We start from the raw sequence: 13,106 nt of genomic DNA, 5'->3' as shown, positions 1-13,106 counted from the left end.
ATTGACTAATAAATAATAGGGTGTTATATTTGTTTTAACAAGTCGCAACAATGCGACAAAAAGAAAGGAGTGAGGTTCATGATCAACACAAACAAATTAAAAGGTCTTATCGTAGAACGGGGCACTACTCAACAAGCAGTAGCAGATTCAATCGGAATCGATCGAAGTACTTTTTATCGAAAAATGAAAAAAGGTGGAGATTTCTCGATTGAAGAAGCAAAAAAAATGAAGCAAGAAATCCCACTAACTGATCAAGAAGCAATCGAAATTTTTTTTGGTGGAAAAGTCGCATTTACGCTACAAAACAAACAACATAAGAAGGAGGAGACAAAATGAACACACAAAAATTTGAAAACAATCTATTTGAATTAGAAGTTAAGACGGAAAATGGTGAATCGTTATTTAATGCTGAAACAGTAGCAAGAAGTTTGGGTTTCGTGGAAACAAAAAACGGTAAAGAATATGTTCGGTGGAGAACTGTCAATGGATATTTAAAAAAATACCTTTCGCAAGAAGTTGCGAAAAACGACTTTATCAGTGAGCCAATGGTTTACAAATTAGCCTTTAAAGCAAACAACGCTTTAGCAGATAAATTTCAGGATTGGCTAGCTGTAGAAGTCCTACCTCAAATCAGAAAACACGGCATGTACGCAACGGACGACCTACTAAACAATCCAGACTTGCTGATTGAAGTAGCAACCAAACTCAAAGAAGAACGCACGTTACGATTGGTAGCTGAACAAAAGGCAGCTGAAATGCAGCCGAAGGCGGACTATTACGACCGAATCTTGAACAACAAAGGATTAGTTACAGTTAGTACGATTGCTAAGAACTACGGTATGAGTGCAGTAACATTTAACAAATTACTTCACGAGCTAGGTATTCAATACAACCAAAGCGGAACATGGCTGCTATACAGCAAGTTCCAAGACAAAGGATACACGCATATTGAGCCATTTGATTATGAAGATAAAAACGGCGATCGGCAAGGACACATCTTCTTATATGAGACATTGAAGAAGAATAATTACTTACCGATGATTGAACGTGAACAAACAGCATAGGAGGTGAGATGAATGGAGAGACCAAAAGGGCGCGTAACCATTGACCTAAAAATTACAAAAACCAACTCAAAAATGAGCTGGCTTCATAGACTATTCTTTTGGAAAGTCTAGATTAAAAGCGTCTAAACTACGATGGAACAAGTCATAATACAATCCGTAAATATCGACTTCTTTTTCATCTGCGTTGTAATCAGCGCCATTTATTTGGGAAATTAATTTTCTGTTGACTTCAGCTTCTACCGCTAATAGAGCTAAGTCATGAGCGCGTTGTTCATTAGTTAATGACATAATTTTCACCTCACTTTCATAGTGAGTATACCAAAGAAGGGGGTAACAAAATGAATGAAGTAAAAATCATTTCTGAATTAACTGGAATCTTAGTCAAAAATAATTTATCTGCTTTAGAAGCTCTAGAAGCGTTAGAAGAAACAAAGAAGGTATTTTTAGAAAGAAGCTGGCATATTGCTTCAGAGAAACAACATGCCATTAAAGATTAGTTATACATATCAATTATTGTAGTAATTGATTGTGTAGTTAGTATCAACGGTTGGTTCTTTTCATTAATCTCGTTACGAAAAGCAAAAGAATGATCTCTATATTCTAGACTATCTTTTTCATCGTGACGATCAAAAATAAGAAATTTATTTTCAACCACTGCATTTAAAATTTCTGGATAAGACTTTTGCCAAGAATATCCAGTATTAGTGCATGTTTTTTCTAAGACGTTATTTGAAAAAGATATTTTATCGAAACCATCAACAAGAATTTCCGAACCATCATTAATACAAATATTAAGTGTAATGTCCATACAATTATCACCTCACTTTCTACAGTGAGTATACCAGAGAAGGAGGTAACAACATGAAAATTAGCATTGAAGCAACGCCACAAGAAATAGCAGAATTGCTCCAAGCTATTGCGAGTAGCCAGGAGCAAAGAATACCATGTGAAAACATTGTAGTTTCTAGTGAGTCAATTAAAACCATTACGGATTTTAATTAGGTTTTTCGAAAATAGAAAGCATGACTTTCTCGATCATTTTATCTGTGTAATCAAGACTAGACTTGTGAAGAATTGAGATGATTTCAGTTATCTTTATAGTTTCTCCCAAATTGTCTATTTGACCTTGAATGTCTAATTCTTTAAGAGAATCCTTTCTTGCGGATTCAATCAAATTTTTAATTTTATCCTCATCCATAATTTTCACCTCCTTATCAATTATTTCAGCCGACCACTGACTGATAAGGAAATTATACAACAGAAAGGAATGAATAGAATGGACACGCAAAGGATTGTTTTAGAAACAGAGGAAAAAGAATTTATTGAAACGGTTATTAGTTTTGTAACCGAGAAAGGCTGGACGATTTCTAATTTGCAAAATGCTGTATCAAAAGTGGAAGATTATATGAAAAAAAATGCCACATTAACAGAGCTGACAATTGGCATGCCAGCTCAAATTAAAGATTAATAGAATCTATATTTGTATTGCCCGCCACCACGAACAATTAAGTACCATCTACCAGGACCACTGACTGTAATATTTACCGGTGTTCTAGTGTAATGTCCGCCGTAGTAATTAAATTTTTGACCAGAGTTCATTTTTCTGTAGTTTGTAGAATCGACCAAAAACACATCTGCGGCGTGTTGAAGTTCTACTCTTACAGATAATGAACCGCTAGATTCAGCATAAGGAACCTGCACCATAATTTTCACCTCCTTATCAATTATTTCAGCCTGTCACACTGATAAGGAAATTATACCAAAGAAAGGAAAGTAAAAAATGAACACACCACAAATTTTTAGTTTTGAACAACACGAAGTAAGAACGTTTCTAGAAAATGACATTCCGTATTTCGTAGCAAACGATGTTGCCAAAACTTTGGGATACAAAAATCCCAGTAAAGCCACCAATGATCATTGTAAAAAATCAATTGAAACATGGGGTAACGATTCGTTAGGTCGTCGTCAAAAGTTCAAAGTTCTTAACTTACACCATGCTTGCTGAAAGATTTGGAATTAGCAAAAGCTACTTATCTTTAATTTTAAACGGTAAAAAGACTTCTGCAGAAGCAAATAGAATCATAGATTCGATTATTACTATGTACGAATTGTAAATACAGGAGGAAACAACCAATGGAGCAACTAGCTTTAGTTAACCTCTCGGATCTCAAAGCTTCTTTGGCAGAATCTGAGATTGCAAATGAAGTGTGGGATACAAAGCAAGCTGCGGAATATTTAAAAACCACAACACGCACGCTGACTAAAGATGCCGAATCTGGAAAGATTCCAGCAGCGAAAGTTGGCAGAGAGTGGAGGTTTAGTAGTATCGCTTTGTATCAGTATCTAAAAGGAGGAAAAACATGGGTAAATTCAACAGAGCGCTAGTATTCAGCGCACCGCTAATCATCTACGCTTTAGGTCTTTGGGGAAGCAGACAAGCATTGATCGGCACGATCGTTTATATGCTTTGGATTTTCATTGGGCTGGATGAAGCTGAGCACAGATCAAAAAAGCCAGTCGGGAGAGACTGACTAGAAAGGAAGTATTTTAAATGTTTGGAAAGTCATTATTACAAAAAATACTGGCAGAGCAAAAATATACAAACGAGTTGCTTAAAATTATTATTGAAAATTTTGAACAAAAAGAAAAATTTGTTAAACAACAAAATAATCAAGAAGAGCCACCTTCAATTAATGAAAGGTTTAGCGATTGGGATAAATGGAGAGGCCAGTACAAATAATCTAAAAGGGCAGATTATCATAATCAATTTCATTACTTTTTTCAGCCTTCTGTTTTTGCCATATTAAATCGAGATTGTTTTTTTCATATGTGCCATCACTTGCACCTAAAATAATTTGTCCAAATGAATTTAAATTATCTTCATTTTTTTGGATGATAGATAAAATTTTCCATCCATCTTTAAGTAAAGCATTTATAGTTTTTTGATCACTTGAATGTACACCAAAAATTTCAATATGAGTAATATCTTCAAACATTATCACTACACCTCGCTTTCTATTAAAAATTATATCAAAAAGGAGAGAAGAAATAATGCAAGAATTAGTAATTTTAAAAAATAAAGAAGCTGTGACTACGAGCTTGCAAGTAGCTGAAGCTTTCGAAAAGAAACATAAGCATGTGCTAGAAGCAATTGAATCAGTAAAAAGATCGGTCGAAAATTCGGCCAATGTTGAAGGTGTGCTCAATTTTGAGCAGATGTTTGTAGAAGGAAACGAGCCGGACACGTATGGGAGAAGTCGGAGAGTTTTTTTCATGAATAGAGATGGATTTTCCTTGTTAGCTATGGGATTCACTGGAAGTAAAGCAATAAGTTTCAAACTCAAATTTATTGAAGCATTCAACGAGATGGAAGATGTCATTCGTAAAAATACTGTTCCTCAAACGATTGAAGACATGATGATCTACCAATTAGAAGAAATGAAAGATGTAAAAAAAGATGTCTGCATGCTTAAAGATACTATGCGAATTAGCGGACAACAAGAGTTTGAAATTAAGCAAAAAGGAAATATGAAAGTTATGGAAGTTTTAGGAGGTAAAGAAAGCCGAGCTTATGAAGAAATCAGCAAAAAAGTATTCTCAAAATTTTGGTCTGAATTTAAACGTACCTTTTCAATCCCAAGATATGGCGAGTTACCTCGTAAGAGATTCGATGATGCTGTTTCATTTATTGAAATGTGGTTACCAGAAACTGCGATCCGCATGGAAATCGATCAACTGAACAGACAACAAAGACTTTTCGATGATGAAAATGAATAGAGCTGAAGCGCTAAGGATAGGGACGGTAATTGCTAATCGCTGGTGGAGACATAACAAACCAATCATCCTAAGCCAACAACATATTGATAAGCAAAAAGCTTGGCAACAAATAAAAAGCGACTCCGCCGGCAAGCATTGAGTCGCAAACAAAATACATCTAAGGAGATGTTACCACATGAAAAAAGAACTTTCCACTCTAGATCAATATTTGACTGATCCTAGTTGGGGCAAATCGAATATCAAGGAAACAAGCAATCGAAAAATCAGACGAAATCTTTTGACGAATGAAGAGCTAGCGTGCGATCAAGACGATTTGGGCAATTTTGTGAGTATTTGGGATCATGTTTACCTTATTCATCTATTAAAACATTCAAATAAACCTGAATATATTTATGTCATCGAAGATGGCTTGATTGACGCATTAGAAGAGTACGACAGAGATAACTTGATTGATATCTCTTATTACGGATCAGGTAAGAAATACATTGCTGAAATGGAGGCAGAATTTGATGAGTGAAGTTACAAAACGCAACGATAACAAATTATTCAACAGTCTATACAAAATAACTGTCAATGATGTTGTCGAAAAAAGGAACAAACTAACCTATTTGTCTTGGGCATGGGCGTGGGCAGAAGTCAGCAAAATATGCGAAGAAGTAGACTACGAAGTCTATCGTGATCCAGAAACAAATCGTCCGTACCTCTTCGATGAAAAAACAGGCTATATGATTTTTACCAGTATAACAGTCAACGGAGTAAAGCGTGACATGTGGTTACCAGTCATGGATGGTGCAAACAAGGCAATGAAAGATGAGCCATATACCTACGAAGTCAATGATTATCAGTGGAATAACGAAACGAAGAAAAAAGAGATTGTTGGAAAAATCGAAAAGCGAGTTGAAGCAGCAACTATGTTTGATATCAACAAAACGATCATGCGCTGCCTAGTAAAGAATCTTGCTATGTTTGGACTTGGTTTATATATTTTTGCAGGTGAAGACATGCCAGAAGATGTCTCGATGCTTGAACCAGCTACTCAAAGAAGCAAAAAGCTATTCTTAGATGCTTTGCAATTGGTTGCTAACAAGTACGATAAATCAATTGACGAAGCAGTTGTCGCATTGACTGATGCAGCTTCTATAACTGCCGATGACAGTAAATGGACTAAACGTGATCTAGGCGTGCTAAAACGAGGCGTTAACTGGCTTGAAGATCAGTACAAAGAAGAAACAAAAGAGAAGTGATATGAGTGTTTAAACCACTAATAGATTCATACTCGGCGGTACTAAAGAAATTTAAAGGTAACGACATTGGTGCAACGATCAATGAAGAAGTAAATATCGAACGGCTGAAAACAATGTATGACGGTTACGATGGCGATCGAATCATTGAAATTCGTTTTATTGATCCACGTCGATTCACTGTGCAGCAACGAAACTTTATCTATGCACTTATAGGCGATATTTTCATCGATACAGGAATGCCAACGGACTTCTGGAAGGAATTCTTCTACTTCCGTTTTGAAGGTGTCACAGGGCGCGAAATAAGCCTCAAAGACGAATCGAGCACAAGCGTGAGTGATGCCAATATCTTAGCGAATATCATCCTAGATTTTATCTTTGAACATCATATTCCTTTCAAAGAAGGTTATGAGATTTTACCAGCGAATCAAGAATATTACTTCTACAAGTGCATTACAAAAAGAGTCTGCTGCATCTGTGGCAAAACAGGAGCTGACATCGATCACTTTGACAAAGCGCTAGGAAGACGAAAGCGCAAAGAAGTTGATCATTCAGAGTACACATTTGCAGCACTCTGCAGGATTCATCACACGGAGAAACACAAGATAGGTGTGATCAATTTCAAAAATAAATATCAAATCAAAGGGATCAAGTTAAATCAGGAGACAATCAAGAAATTAAGAATCGGAGGATAAAAAGTGGATCACAGAAGTTATTACGCCATCATACCTGCAAATGTTAGATATGACGATTCTTTGATACCTAGTGCAAAACTTCTTTATGGAGAAATCACAGCTCTATGTAATGAGAAAGGTTATTGCTGGGCTAGCAATGAGTACTTTGCCAATCAATATAAAGTAAGCAAACCAACCATTCAGAATTGGCTAAAGTCACTTGAAGAAAAGGGCTATATCTATAGAGAAGTTAAGTACAAAGTGGGTAGTAAAGAAATCGAGGCTAGGTATATAAGAATTCTTGGTGGGGGTCACCAAGAAAATTTGGTGGGGGGTCACCAAGAAATCTATCAAGATAATAATACATCTATTAATAATACATTTAATAATACAAAAGAATATATAAGAGACTTACCGCCTTCGAAAAAATCGAAGGCTAAGCCCATCCGTCATAAATACGGAGAGTATAAAAATGTTCTTTTGTCAGATGAACAAATGGAGAAACTAAAAGCAGAGTTTCCAAACGATTATCAAGAACGAATTGAGCGACTGTCAGAGTACTGTGCTTCGACAGGTAAGACCTATAAGAACTATCTAGCTACCATTCGTAATTGGGCTAAGAAGGATAGTCAGCCTAAGAAGGTATCAAGTGGTTTTAATCGCAATGTAAGACGAGAGAAGCTTCCTGACTGGGCTAAGAACAATTCTATACCTACTGCATCAAGTAATGAATTAGACCCTGACGTCCCATTCTAGGAGGTAAAAGTTGAAATCAAATTATTTAGAACTAATTCAGAAAATAGCTAATCGAAAATCAAATGACGACGAAGAGCTTAAAGTCCTGAGAATGGTTTATAGAGAAATTAAATCACCAGACTTCGATGCCAGCGGTAAAGACCGCGTTTCATGGATTAAATTACGCTCGTACTATGTGATCTTTGTAGATAGATCATGGTTAACAAACTCAAAGTACTTTGACGTCCCTTTTGATGTTTGCATAAGCGGTTTACAAAACTATCTAAAGTCTCTTGAAGGTGGTAAGTAATATGGACGTTAAAAAGCTAATCGCACAGATTGAATTAATGCACGTAGAAGCACTAAGGCAAAGTACCTCTCATGATGACAAATGGCTTAACACGTTTCACGGCGGTCGTGAGAGTGCTTTAGATCAAGTATTGAAATTACTAAAAGGAGCATAACGATATGGACTTTGTCATTAAGCGGCGTGGGGAAGTGATTAAAGAAGTCTGTTATGAAAACAAACTCAAACAACCATCAAAGCCCAAAAAAGAAAATCAGGCGTGGATGAGAAAAGTCAACAAGAAATGACGATCAGAAATCAATAACAATAAATTGTCCGTTTTTTCGGACAAAAAAGTGATAAGGAGGACCAACATGCTAGACATGAAAATTGAGGATTACAGAATCACAAGTGATTCAAGACAGATCACTCTATCAAAAGTCAGACGTGATGAAGAAGGAAATATCCGTTATATCGAAAATAGCGAGGGTCAGAAAGAAGAGTCTCGTGTTGATATCGGCTACTATCAAACGTTATCGATGTGTCTGAGGGCGATTCAGCGTGATTATACGCAATCGGAAGGAACGGTAATAAAAAGCATCATCGAATATAAAAAGGCGCTTGAGCGCATTACTAGACACTTCGAAAACGAATGTGAGATCGAAGGTGTAAAAAATGGATAAGAAAGCGACAATGAAACGAATTGCTGAATTAACCAAGTCAGAATCTTGGCAGGAAGACAAAGAAATAGTTGCAGAAGTCCAAAAGCTTGGTAAATCAATGTGGACTGAAAAGCCTAAACGGAAAACGCCGAGAAAAATTGCAATCTGGCATGGTGATCGAATTCTAGTGACAGGTACTGCTGAACAGTTATCTGAAATTACTGGATTAAGCAAAAACATTATTTGGGATAGAGCTAAACGCGAGAACGTTGATTTGAAAGGTCGTCAATTTAAACATTTGGAGGAGAAAAAATGAACGAACTAATCACAAAAGTAGAGCAGTGGGCTAAAGATAAGGGATTGGATCAAGCTGATCCAAAAGCACAGTTTTTGAAAGTAGCTGAGGAATTCGGAGAAATTGCTTCGGCAATGGCAAGAAGTAATGATGAGCTATTTAAAGATAGCGTAGGAGACGTTATCGTCACGCTGATTATCCTTTCCATGCAAAAAGGGACAAACGTACAAGAGTGTTTAGAAATGGCGTACAACGAAATCAAAGGACGTACAGGGAAGATGGTAGATGGTGTATTCGTGAAGTCGAGTGATTTGGAGGACAGCGAATGCGAATCTTAGAGATTGTTTGGGAAGTAATCAAACTTATTTCCAATATGTATTTTACGTTCTGGTTGGTGTGCTGTCTCCTATATGGATTCAAATGGCAAGTAGGGAATTTCATGAGCGTTAAAATACCAGGGATATTGAGACGGAGTAAGAGGGCTTACAAGGAGGACAGCGAATGATAAAAAAACTCATTCAATTCAGCATGGATTTATATGATATCGAATCAGGAGCAACAGTATCTGTGGAGTCTGATCATTTAATCATAAGTTTTGCTGACGAACGTCAAATTATCATATGGGTAGTTGACGATATGCTATATCCAGAAATTGTACATGATTTTGAAGAATCAAAAGCGGTTGAATTTGAAACAGTGAAAAAAGTAATGGAATTGATTGAAAAATACGAGGAGGACAGCAAATGATACCAAAATACAGAGTGTGGGATAAGCAAACAGAAAGGATGCATATTGTTAGCGGAATAGATTTCAATGATGGTTTAGTATCCAGCGTGAACATATGGCATGAAGGGTGGCCTTGGGTATTGGAACCCGATGAAATTGTGCTCATGCAATCCACAGGGCTGAAAGATAAAAATGATGTGGATGTCTACCAAGGCGATATCATCAGATGTACTAGGGGTTGTCCTCATGAAGTAATTTGGTTAGAGAAATATGGAGGAACATTTTTTGGAGGAATGCCAGCGTGGTATCTTTCAGGATTAAGTAATGGCTATTCGTGGACTGGTAGAGAAGAAGTCATCGGAAATATATACGAGAATAGCGAGTTATTGGAGGAACAGAGATGAATAAAAAAGAATTAATTGATAAACAAGCATTGATTGATGAATTAATGAAAATACCTGGTGTGGGATCTAATAGTGACGCTTTAGAAACGATTAAACGTTTCCCATCGTACGGACCGCAAAAGCCAGTGGTGTCTAAGTTTGTAGCGGAGTGGTTTGAGGATAATAAAGATGATTTAGAATTTGCCATTTGGGAATTGTGTGTAGATTCTTATGGTTCTGCTCAGCAAGGGATGTTGGATTGGATTCAACAATCCGAAAACAAACCAATCGAAACCCTTGTCCGCATGAAAGACGGCTACGAGGTCGAGAAAGAGCCGTTGTAAAGTGTAATAATTGCTGGCGAGTACCTTGTCAAGGAGATCAGTTGCAGTAATGAAGTTAAACTAGTATCAACAGCTTACCTGCCGCAATACCTTGCACACCACTACCAACTGACCGAAAAACAGATTAAAGAAATTGATGAAAGATACTGGCCATTTGCTGTGCCAGTGGAAGAGGTGGAAATAGCAGAAAGCGAGGAATAACATGTTGAAAATTGTTATCGGGACAAATGAAGGAAAAGTATTATGTATTTCAAATAACGAAGACGAGATCAAAGCATCAATGGTTAATTATTTGATTGATACCGACCAAGAGCCAACAGAAGATTTCTTCGAATCTCGAAACTGGAGTGAATATGATATTGAGGTATACGAGTATCATCAACCGCAACTCAACGAGAATCAGCAGATTGTGTTGGAGTTTTTAAAGAATGAGTATAACGGACCAATAATGATTAACCCTATGGAAGTAATTTTTGCGCTGCACGACGAACTGGTTAATGGTAGCAAAATAGATATAGTGGAAGCATACGTTGAATTGAGCGACGAAGATGAAATTCAAGTTCTACAAGTATTTAGTCAGTGGATGTTAGAAAAGGAGGAAGCGGAATGAACGAGAAAATAAAAAAATCTATTCGTTACATTGATAAAGCATTATCGCAACTCGAACCCTTGCGAATTGAAAGTCATAAAGGAATGAGTGTCTACCCAAATCAGTATGACAAAATGAACGCTGATTTACGTAATGCAAAGCTGGACTTAATTAACATTAAAAATAACAAAGGCTGCCAGTATTGCAAACACAGCGAACCGTTGAATGATACCAGCAACTCTAACTTTGCAACTGCAATTGAGTGTGAGGAAAATGGATACTACATTGCAACTGAGTATGACGATGGCGATTATGCAGATACTGGCTATTCTGCTTATATCCAATATTGCCCTATGTGCGGTCGAAAATTGGAGGATAAAGAATGAAGATTTATGTAGTAAAGTTTGGAAATCAATTTTACAGAAGTGATGAACGTTCTATAGGGGCTAACACATTATCCATTGTAGACATACTCCAAAGTGCAAGATGGTTTGATAACCTCAAAGAAGCTAACCAAGTTTCACGACGACTTGGTGGATTAACGCAAGTATATGAACTGGTCACTATCGATCATGAGGAGGAAAAAGAATGAAATTAAAAGACGGATTTTACGCTAGTAGCCACGGTATCGGCGGTTTAATGCTAGACATGCCGACAAAGAATCCTAAAACACGTGAGAAACCAAAATTCAAAGTCGGTGACATGGTTCGCTGCGAAGCAGAGGAGTTCATCTATCCATTTCGTGGATATGTAGAGCATGTCTATAATCATTCTGCAATCATTCGTATCGAAAATACGATGGAATGTGACAAGTGGTTAGCGAAAAGTAAAGAGAATTTAGCAGTGGCTAGATTGGTGGATATGGAGGTTATAAACAATGAAATTTAAAATCTTTGAAGAGGACACACGCTATGAATTAGAAGAAAAATTAAATGAATTTGCAAAGAATAATGAAATTCAGCATATATCTTTAACGGCTTTTATGGCCGGTTATACAACTTAATATGCAGCTGTTGTGAGCTACGTAAGTCAATAAAGGGAACTCGACAAATAAAAAAGCCGGATCGCTCCGACTGATGTAATAAATCCGACAAGTTTATTATATCACATAAAGGAGCGGTTTGACTTGATGCAATTGTTACGAGAGGTAGATTTCAAACAGACAAGATGTAATGCGAGAGATGTGCTGAAGAACTTTCGGCGTTTGGAGCGGATGGCAGGTCGCTCTTTGATAGATATTAAGTCGCCTATCATAACTGATATGCCGAAGGCACCAAAGCACGGCAATAAGGCAGAGGACGCGATCATTCAGATGATGGATATAGAAGCAGAGAGAGATGCGATTTTAGCGGCTTTGATGGCACTTAGTCTGATTAGTCGTCAGATACTCTACTACAGCTTCTGTGTGCCGGATAGCTTCTCAAACTACAGGATTAGCCGTGAAGTGGGTTATTCAGAAAGAAGCATACAACGGATGAAATCGGAAGCTCTAATAGAGTTTGCAGAAGCGTATAAACATGGGGAAAAAATTGCTTATAAATAAGAGGTGGAGTCAATGAAAGTTTATACTAAAAAAGATTATGATTATAGACAAACAGTACTTGAAAATATTAAAAATGTAGAACCTCTATTTCAAACAGATAAAGTAATAGAGTTTAACCAGACTTTTTCCTACAAAGGCAGAAACTATATGAGTTGTATGCATGATACTGAAAATGACATTCTTATTGTTGAATCTTTTGAATTAAAGGAAATTCCAGAATATGATTATCAGTATTCGGATGAAATTATGTGTCCGTATTGCGGAGATTTGCAATGTGATTCATGGGAATCAGATGAAACAGGCAAAGAACAATGCGATATATGTGGAGGTACATTTGAGTACTCACGTGAAGTGACGGTTAGCTATTGTTCAACTAAGCTAGAATATCCTCAAATAACTTTAATCGAATAATTTGGCGGTTTTTTGGCGGAATGATGGCGGTTTTTAGCCGTTTACCAGTGATATTATGATAGTGTCGAAAGATTAGTGATAGGTCTGAGACAAAATAAAATGTAGGGGAGGAAATCTCCCTCATCGTTTTAAATTAAGCTTCGATAGACAGCAGCGGAAATATTAAGAATAAGGATGTGAACTCAACTCCTTCTGAATTCTTCGTATGCTGCTGTCTATTAAATTATGTATCGAACGGAGGTAGGCTAGTGGAAACAAGAGATGATGAAACAGCTATTGTGAATAAAGCTGAAAGTGAAAATTCTAGTTTTTTTGTAAAAGCAAATTGGAGCATTGATTTACCAGAAGGGAATATCAACACTCCAGTAGCAGAACC

At 36.8% G+C, this 13,106-nt stretch carries 32 protein-coding genes and 3 pseudogenes; 30 read left to right on the top strand and 5 right to left on the bottom strand.

Annotated elements, in window-relative coordinates:
• The first annotated feature begins 78 nt into the window (after positions 1-78).
• Positions 79-336 carry a hypothetical protein gene (locus ED2_RS09255; RefSeq protein WP_016177904.1) on the top strand — a complete coding sequence of 86 codons (258 nt, stop codon included), beginning with the start codon at positions 79-81 and terminating at the stop codon, positions 334-336.
• On the top strand, positions 333-1,064 hold the full coding sequence (locus ED2_RS09250; RefSeq protein ID WP_016177905.1) for a phage antirepressor KilAC domain-containing protein: 732 nt from the start codon (positions 333-335) through the stop codon (positions 1,062-1,064). Before ED2_RS09255 ends, ED2_RS09250 begins: the two co-directional genes overlap by 4 nt.
• 90 nt (positions 1,065-1,154) lie before the next feature.
• On the opposite strand, the gene ED2_RS09245 is transcribed toward ED2_RS09250, so the two are convergent.
• Positions 1,155-1,352 (bottom strand): hypothetical protein, encoded by a 198-nt coding sequence (locus ED2_RS09245; protein WP_016177906.1) that lies wholly within the window; start codon positions 1,350-1,352, stop codon positions 1,155-1,157.
• A 50-nt stretch (positions 1,353-1,402) separates the two neighbouring features.
• Between ED2_RS09245 and ED2_RS15705 the strand changes: the two genes are divergently transcribed.
• Positions 1,403-1,561 (top strand): hypothetical protein, encoded by a 159-nt coding sequence (locus ED2_RS15705; protein ID WP_016177528.1) that lies wholly within the window; start codon positions 1,403-1,405, stop codon positions 1,559-1,561.
• Here ED2_RS15705 and ED2_RS09240 read toward each other — a convergent pair.
• Positions 1,558-1,872 carry a hypothetical protein gene (locus ED2_RS09240; RefSeq protein ID WP_016177529.1) on the bottom strand — a complete coding sequence of 105 codons (315 nt, stop codon included), beginning with the start codon at positions 1,870-1,872 and terminating at the stop codon, positions 1,558-1,560. The two genes, ED2_RS15705 and ED2_RS09240, sit on opposite strands and share 4 nt — an antisense overlap.
• Positions 1,873-1,925: 53 nt before the next feature.
• On the opposite strand from ED2_RS09240, the gene ED2_RS15700 reads away from it, so the two are divergent.
• Entirely contained in the window at positions 1,926-2,066 is a 141-nt protein-coding gene (locus ED2_RS15700) for a hypothetical protein (protein WP_164703923.1), read from the top strand.
• Here the strand turns inward: ED2_RS15700 and ED2_RS09235 are convergent.
• A complete protein-coding gene (locus ED2_RS09235) occupies positions 2,059-2,262 on the bottom strand; it encodes a hypothetical protein (RefSeq protein WP_060789772.1) in 204 nt (67 codons plus the stop codon). The two genes, ED2_RS15700 and ED2_RS09235, sit on opposite strands and share 8 nt — an antisense overlap.
• A 78-nt stretch (positions 2,263-2,340) precedes the next feature.
• On the opposite strand from ED2_RS09235, the gene ED2_RS09230 reads away from it, so the two are divergent.
• Positions 2,341-2,532, top strand: coding sequence for a hypothetical protein (locus tag ED2_RS09230; RefSeq protein ID WP_002290308.1), 192 nt, complete (start codon positions 2,341-2,343; stop codon positions 2,530-2,532).
• Here the strand turns inward: ED2_RS09230 and ED2_RS09225 are convergent.
• A complete protein-coding gene (locus tag ED2_RS09225; protein ID WP_060789771.1) occupies positions 2,529-2,768 on the bottom strand; it encodes a DUF1883 domain-containing protein in 240 nt (79 codons plus the stop codon). The two genes, ED2_RS09230 and ED2_RS09225, sit on opposite strands and share 4 nt — an antisense overlap.
• Positions 2,769-2,844: 76 nt before the next feature.
• Here ED2_RS09225 and ED2_RS09220 point away from each other — a divergent pair.
• The 4 genes and pseudogenes from ED2_RS09220 to ED2_RS09210 all read left to right on the top strand — a co-directional run.
• Positions 2,845-3,048: pseudogene (locus ED2_RS09220) on the top strand (BRO-N domain-containing protein); the annotation flags it as partial.
• Positions 3,029-3,178: pseudogene (locus ED2_RS15410) on the top strand (helix-turn-helix domain-containing protein); the annotation flags it as partial. The pseudogenes ED2_RS09220 and ED2_RS15410, both read left to right, overlap by 20 nt.
• Before the next feature lie 19 nt (positions 3,179-3,197).
• The gene (locus tag ED2_RS09215) at positions 3,198-3,449 is read left to right on the top strand and encodes an excisionase family DNA-binding protein (protein ID WP_016176868.1); all 252 of its coding nucleotides are present in this window, start codon (positions 3,198-3,200) and stop codon (positions 3,447-3,449) included.
• Between the two features lie 166 nt (positions 3,450-3,615).
• Positions 3,616-3,804 (top strand): hypothetical protein, encoded by a 189-nt coding sequence (locus tag ED2_RS09210; protein ID WP_060789769.1) that lies wholly within the window; start codon positions 3,616-3,618, stop codon positions 3,802-3,804.
• A gap of 1 nt (position 3,805) precedes the next feature.
• Here the strand turns inward: ED2_RS09210 and ED2_RS09205 are convergent, their stop codons facing one another.
• Complete coding sequence (locus ED2_RS09205) at positions 3,806-4,060, bottom strand: hypothetical protein (RefSeq protein WP_060789768.1); 255 nt, start codon at positions 4,058-4,060, stop codon at positions 3,806-3,808.
• Positions 4,061-4,115: 55 nt separating this feature from the next.
• On the opposite strand from ED2_RS09205, the gene ED2_RS09200 reads away from it, so the two are divergent.
• The 21 genes and pseudogenes from ED2_RS09200 (at position 4,116) to ED2_RS09110 (ending at position 12,730) form a co-directional block, all read left to right on the top strand.
• Positions 4,116-4,841 carry a Rha family transcriptional regulator gene (locus tag ED2_RS09200; RefSeq protein WP_060789767.1) on the top strand — a complete coding sequence of 242 codons (726 nt, stop codon included), beginning with the start codon at positions 4,116-4,118 and terminating at the stop codon, positions 4,839-4,841.
• Between the two features lie 175 nt (positions 4,842-5,016).
• Entirely contained in the window at positions 5,017-5,358 is a 342-nt protein-coding gene (locus ED2_RS09195) for a hypothetical protein (protein WP_060789766.1), read from the top strand.
• Positions 5,351-6,085 carry a Sak single strand annealing protein gene (locus ED2_RS09190; protein ID WP_058138418.1) on the top strand — a complete coding sequence of 245 codons (735 nt, stop codon included), beginning with the start codon at positions 5,351-5,353 and terminating at the stop codon, positions 6,083-6,085. Before ED2_RS09195 ends, ED2_RS09190 begins: the two co-directional genes overlap by 8 nt.
• A gap of 5 nt (positions 6,086-6,090) precedes the next feature.
• A complete protein-coding gene (locus tag ED2_RS09185; RefSeq protein ID WP_060789765.1) occupies positions 6,091-6,777 on the top strand; it encodes a putative HNHc nuclease in 687 nt (228 codons plus the stop codon).
• Between the two features lie 3 nt (positions 6,778-6,780).
• Positions 6,781-7,512: a helix-turn-helix domain-containing protein gene (locus ED2_RS09180; RefSeq protein WP_060789764.1), complete on the top strand. Its 732-nt coding sequence runs from the start codon at positions 6,781-6,783 to the stop codon at positions 7,510-7,512.
• 10 nt (positions 7,513-7,522) lie between these two features.
• Positions 7,523-7,801, top strand: coding sequence for a hypothetical protein (locus ED2_RS09175; protein ID WP_058138548.1), 279 nt, complete (start codon positions 7,523-7,525; stop codon positions 7,799-7,801).
• Position 7,802: 1 nt separating this feature from the next.
• Positions 7,803-7,955: a hypothetical protein gene (locus tag ED2_RS15695; protein WP_002342949.1), complete on the top strand. Its 153-nt coding sequence runs from the start codon at positions 7,803-7,805 to the stop codon at positions 7,953-7,955.
• Positions 7,956-7,959: 4 nt separating this feature from the next.
• Positions 7,960-8,085 (top strand): hypothetical protein, encoded by a 126-nt coding sequence (locus ED2_RS16060; RefSeq protein WP_016177541.1) that lies wholly within the window; start codon positions 7,960-7,962, stop codon positions 8,083-8,085.
• A gap of 66 nt (positions 8,086-8,151) precedes the next feature.
• The gene (locus ED2_RS09170; RefSeq protein ID WP_002342951.1) at positions 8,152-8,460 is read left to right on the top strand and encodes a hypothetical protein; all 309 of its coding nucleotides are present in this window, start codon (positions 8,152-8,154) and stop codon (positions 8,458-8,460) included.
• Positions 8,453-8,755: a hypothetical protein gene (locus ED2_RS09165; protein ID WP_060789763.1), complete on the top strand. Its 303-nt coding sequence runs from the start codon at positions 8,453-8,455 to the stop codon at positions 8,753-8,755. Before ED2_RS09170 ends, ED2_RS09165 begins: the two co-directional genes overlap by 8 nt.
• Entirely contained in the window at positions 8,752-9,072 is a 321-nt protein-coding gene (locus tag ED2_RS09160; RefSeq protein WP_060789762.1) for a MazG-like family protein, read from the top strand. Before ED2_RS09165 ends, ED2_RS09160 begins: the two co-directional genes overlap by 4 nt.
• Positions 9,073-9,235: 163 nt before the next feature.
• Complete coding sequence (locus ED2_RS09150) at positions 9,236-9,481, top strand: hypothetical protein (protein WP_060789760.1); 246 nt, start codon at positions 9,236-9,238, stop codon at positions 9,479-9,481.
• Complete coding sequence (locus ED2_RS09145; RefSeq protein WP_060789759.1) at positions 9,478-9,864, top strand: YopX family protein; 387 nt, start codon at positions 9,478-9,480, stop codon at positions 9,862-9,864. Before ED2_RS09150 ends, ED2_RS09145 begins: the two co-directional genes overlap by 4 nt.
• Positions 9,865-9,980: 116 nt before the next feature.
• A pseudogene (locus ED2_RS09140) lies at positions 9,981-10,388 on the top strand (DUF1642 domain-containing protein); the annotation flags it as partial.
• A 1-nt stretch (position 10,389) separates the two neighbouring features.
• Positions 10,390-10,797, top strand: coding sequence for a hypothetical protein (locus tag ED2_RS09135; protein WP_060789758.1), 408 nt, complete (start codon positions 10,390-10,392; stop codon positions 10,795-10,797).
• On the top strand, positions 10,794-11,162 hold the full coding sequence (locus tag ED2_RS09130) for a hypothetical protein (protein WP_060789757.1): 369 nt from the start codon (positions 10,794-10,796) through the stop codon (positions 11,160-11,162). The genes ED2_RS09135 and ED2_RS09130 overlap by 4 nt, the downstream gene beginning before the upstream one ends.
• On the top strand, positions 11,159-11,368 hold the full coding sequence (locus tag ED2_RS09125) for a hypothetical protein (RefSeq protein ID WP_060789756.1): 210 nt from the start codon (positions 11,159-11,161) through the stop codon (positions 11,366-11,368). Before ED2_RS09130 ends, ED2_RS09125 begins: the two co-directional genes overlap by 4 nt.
• Positions 11,365-11,664: a hypothetical protein gene (locus tag ED2_RS09120; protein ID WP_060789755.1), complete on the top strand. Its 300-nt coding sequence runs from the start codon at positions 11,365-11,367 to the stop codon at positions 11,662-11,664. The genes ED2_RS09125 and ED2_RS09120 overlap by 4 nt, the downstream gene beginning before the upstream one ends.
• A complete protein-coding gene (locus tag ED2_RS16055) occupies positions 11,654-11,779 on the top strand; it encodes a hypothetical protein (protein WP_255209475.1) in 126 nt (41 codons plus the stop codon). The genes ED2_RS09120 and ED2_RS16055 overlap by 11 nt, the downstream gene beginning before the upstream one ends.
• A 126-nt stretch (positions 11,780-11,905) precedes the next feature.
• Positions 11,906-12,319, top strand: a complete 414-nt coding sequence (locus ED2_RS09115) for an ArpU family phage packaging/lysis transcriptional regulator (RefSeq protein WP_002290659.1) — start codon at positions 11,906-11,908, stop codon at positions 12,317-12,319.
• Between the two features lie 12 nt (positions 12,320-12,331).
• Entirely contained in the window at positions 12,332-12,730 is a 399-nt protein-coding gene (locus tag ED2_RS09110) for a hypothetical protein (protein ID WP_060789754.1), read from the top strand.
• The last annotated feature ends 376 nt before the right edge of the window (positions 12,731-13,106 follow it).

This window comes from Enterococcus durans NBRC 100479 = LMG 10746, from assembly GCF_001544215.1.
Lineage (GTDB): Bacteria > Bacillota > Bacilli > Lactobacillales > Enterococcaceae > Enterococcus_B > Enterococcus_B durans.
This window is presented reverse-complemented; position numbering and strand designations above follow the sequence as displayed.

Coding starts and splice junctions, on each gene's coding strand:
- ED2_RS09250 (WP_016177905.1), top strand. CDS start 333: ATGAACACACAAAAATTTGAAAACAATCTATTTGAATTAGAAGTTAAG.
- ED2_RS09110 (WP_060789754.1), top strand. CDS start 12,332: ATGAAAGTTTATACTAAAAAAGATTATGATTATAGACAAACAGTACTT.
- ED2_RS09225 (WP_060789771.1), bottom strand. CDS start 2,768: ATGGTGCAGGTTCCTTATGCTGAATCTAGCGGTTCATTATCTGTAAGA.
- ED2_RS09240 (WP_016177529.1), bottom strand. CDS start 1,872: ATGGACATTACACTTAATATTTGTATTAATGATGGTTCGGAAATTCTT.
- ED2_RS09115 (WP_002290659.1), top strand. CDS start 11,906: ATGCAATTGTTACGAGAGGTAGATTTCAAACAGACAAGATGTAATGCG.
- ED2_RS09195 (WP_060789766.1), top strand. CDS start 5,017: ATGAAAAAAGAACTTTCCACTCTAGATCAATATTTGACTGATCCTAGT.
- ED2_RS09205 (WP_060789768.1), bottom strand. CDS start 4,060: ATGTTTGAAGATATTACTCATATTGAAATTTTTGGTGTACATTCAAGT.
- ED2_RS09170 (WP_002342951.1), top strand. CDS start 8,152: ATGCTAGACATGAAAATTGAGGATTACAGAATCACAAGTGATTCAAGA.
- ED2_RS09150 (WP_060789760.1), top strand. CDS start 9,236: ATGATAAAAAAACTCATTCAATTCAGCATGGATTTATATGATATCGAA.
- ED2_RS09135 (WP_060789758.1), top strand. CDS start 10,390: ATGTTGAAAATTGTTATCGGGACAAATGAAGGAAAAGTATTATGTATT.
- ED2_RS09215 (WP_016176868.1), top strand. CDS start 3,198: ATGGAGCAACTAGCTTTAGTTAACCTCTCGGATCTCAAAGCTTCTTTG.
- ED2_RS09210 (WP_060789769.1), top strand. CDS start 3,616: ATGTTTGGAAAGTCATTATTACAAAAAATACTGGCAGAGCAAAAATAT.
- ED2_RS09165 (WP_060789763.1), top strand. CDS start 8,453: ATGGATAAGAAAGCGACAATGAAACGAATTGCTGAATTAACCAAGTCA.
- ED2_RS09145 (WP_060789759.1), top strand. CDS start 9,478: ATGATACCAAAATACAGAGTGTGGGATAAGCAAACAGAAAGGATGCAT.
- ED2_RS16055 (WP_255209475.1), top strand. CDS start 11,654: ATGAAATTTAAAATCTTTGAAGAGGACACACGCTATGAATTAGAAGAA.
- ED2_RS09120 (WP_060789755.1), top strand. CDS start 11,365: ATGAAATTAAAAGACGGATTTTACGCTAGTAGCCACGGTATCGGCGGT.
- ED2_RS09130 (WP_060789757.1), top strand. CDS start 10,794: ATGAACGAGAAAATAAAAAAATCTATTCGTTACATTGATAAAGCATTA.
- ED2_RS09245 (WP_016177906.1), bottom strand. CDS start 1,352: ATGTCATTAACTAATGAACAACGCGCTCATGACTTAGCTCTATTAGCG.
- ED2_RS09125 (WP_060789756.1), top strand. CDS start 11,159: ATGAAGATTTATGTAGTAAAGTTTGGAAATCAATTTTACAGAAGTGAT.
- ED2_RS09230 (WP_002290308.1), top strand. CDS start 2,341: ATGGACACGCAAAGGATTGTTTTAGAAACAGAGGAAAAAGAATTTATT.
- ED2_RS09190 (WP_058138418.1), top strand. CDS start 5,351: ATGAGTGAAGTTACAAAACGCAACGATAACAAATTATTCAACAGTCTA.
- ED2_RS15695 (WP_002342949.1), top strand. CDS start 7,803: ATGGACGTTAAAAAGCTAATCGCACAGATTGAATTAATGCACGTAGAA.
- ED2_RS09200 (WP_060789767.1), top strand. CDS start 4,116: ATGCAAGAATTAGTAATTTTAAAAAATAAAGAAGCTGTGACTACGAGC.
- ED2_RS09235 (WP_060789772.1), bottom strand. CDS start 2,262: ATGGATGAGGATAAAATTAAAAATTTGATTGAATCCGCAAGAAAGGAT.
- ED2_RS15705 (WP_016177528.1), top strand. CDS start 1,403: ATGAATGAAGTAAAAATCATTTCTGAATTAACTGGAATCTTAGTCAAA.
- ED2_RS16060 (WP_016177541.1), top strand. CDS start 7,960: ATGGACTTTGTCATTAAGCGGCGTGGGGAAGTGATTAAAGAAGTCTGT.
- ED2_RS15700 (WP_164703923.1), top strand. CDS start 1,926: ATGAAAATTAGCATTGAAGCAACGCCACAAGAAATAGCAGAATTGCTC.
- ED2_RS09160 (WP_060789762.1), top strand. CDS start 8,752: ATGAACGAACTAATCACAAAAGTAGAGCAGTGGGCTAAAGATAAGGGA.
- ED2_RS09255 (WP_016177904.1), top strand. CDS start 79: ATGATCAACACAAACAAATTAAAAGGTCTTATCGTAGAACGGGGCACT.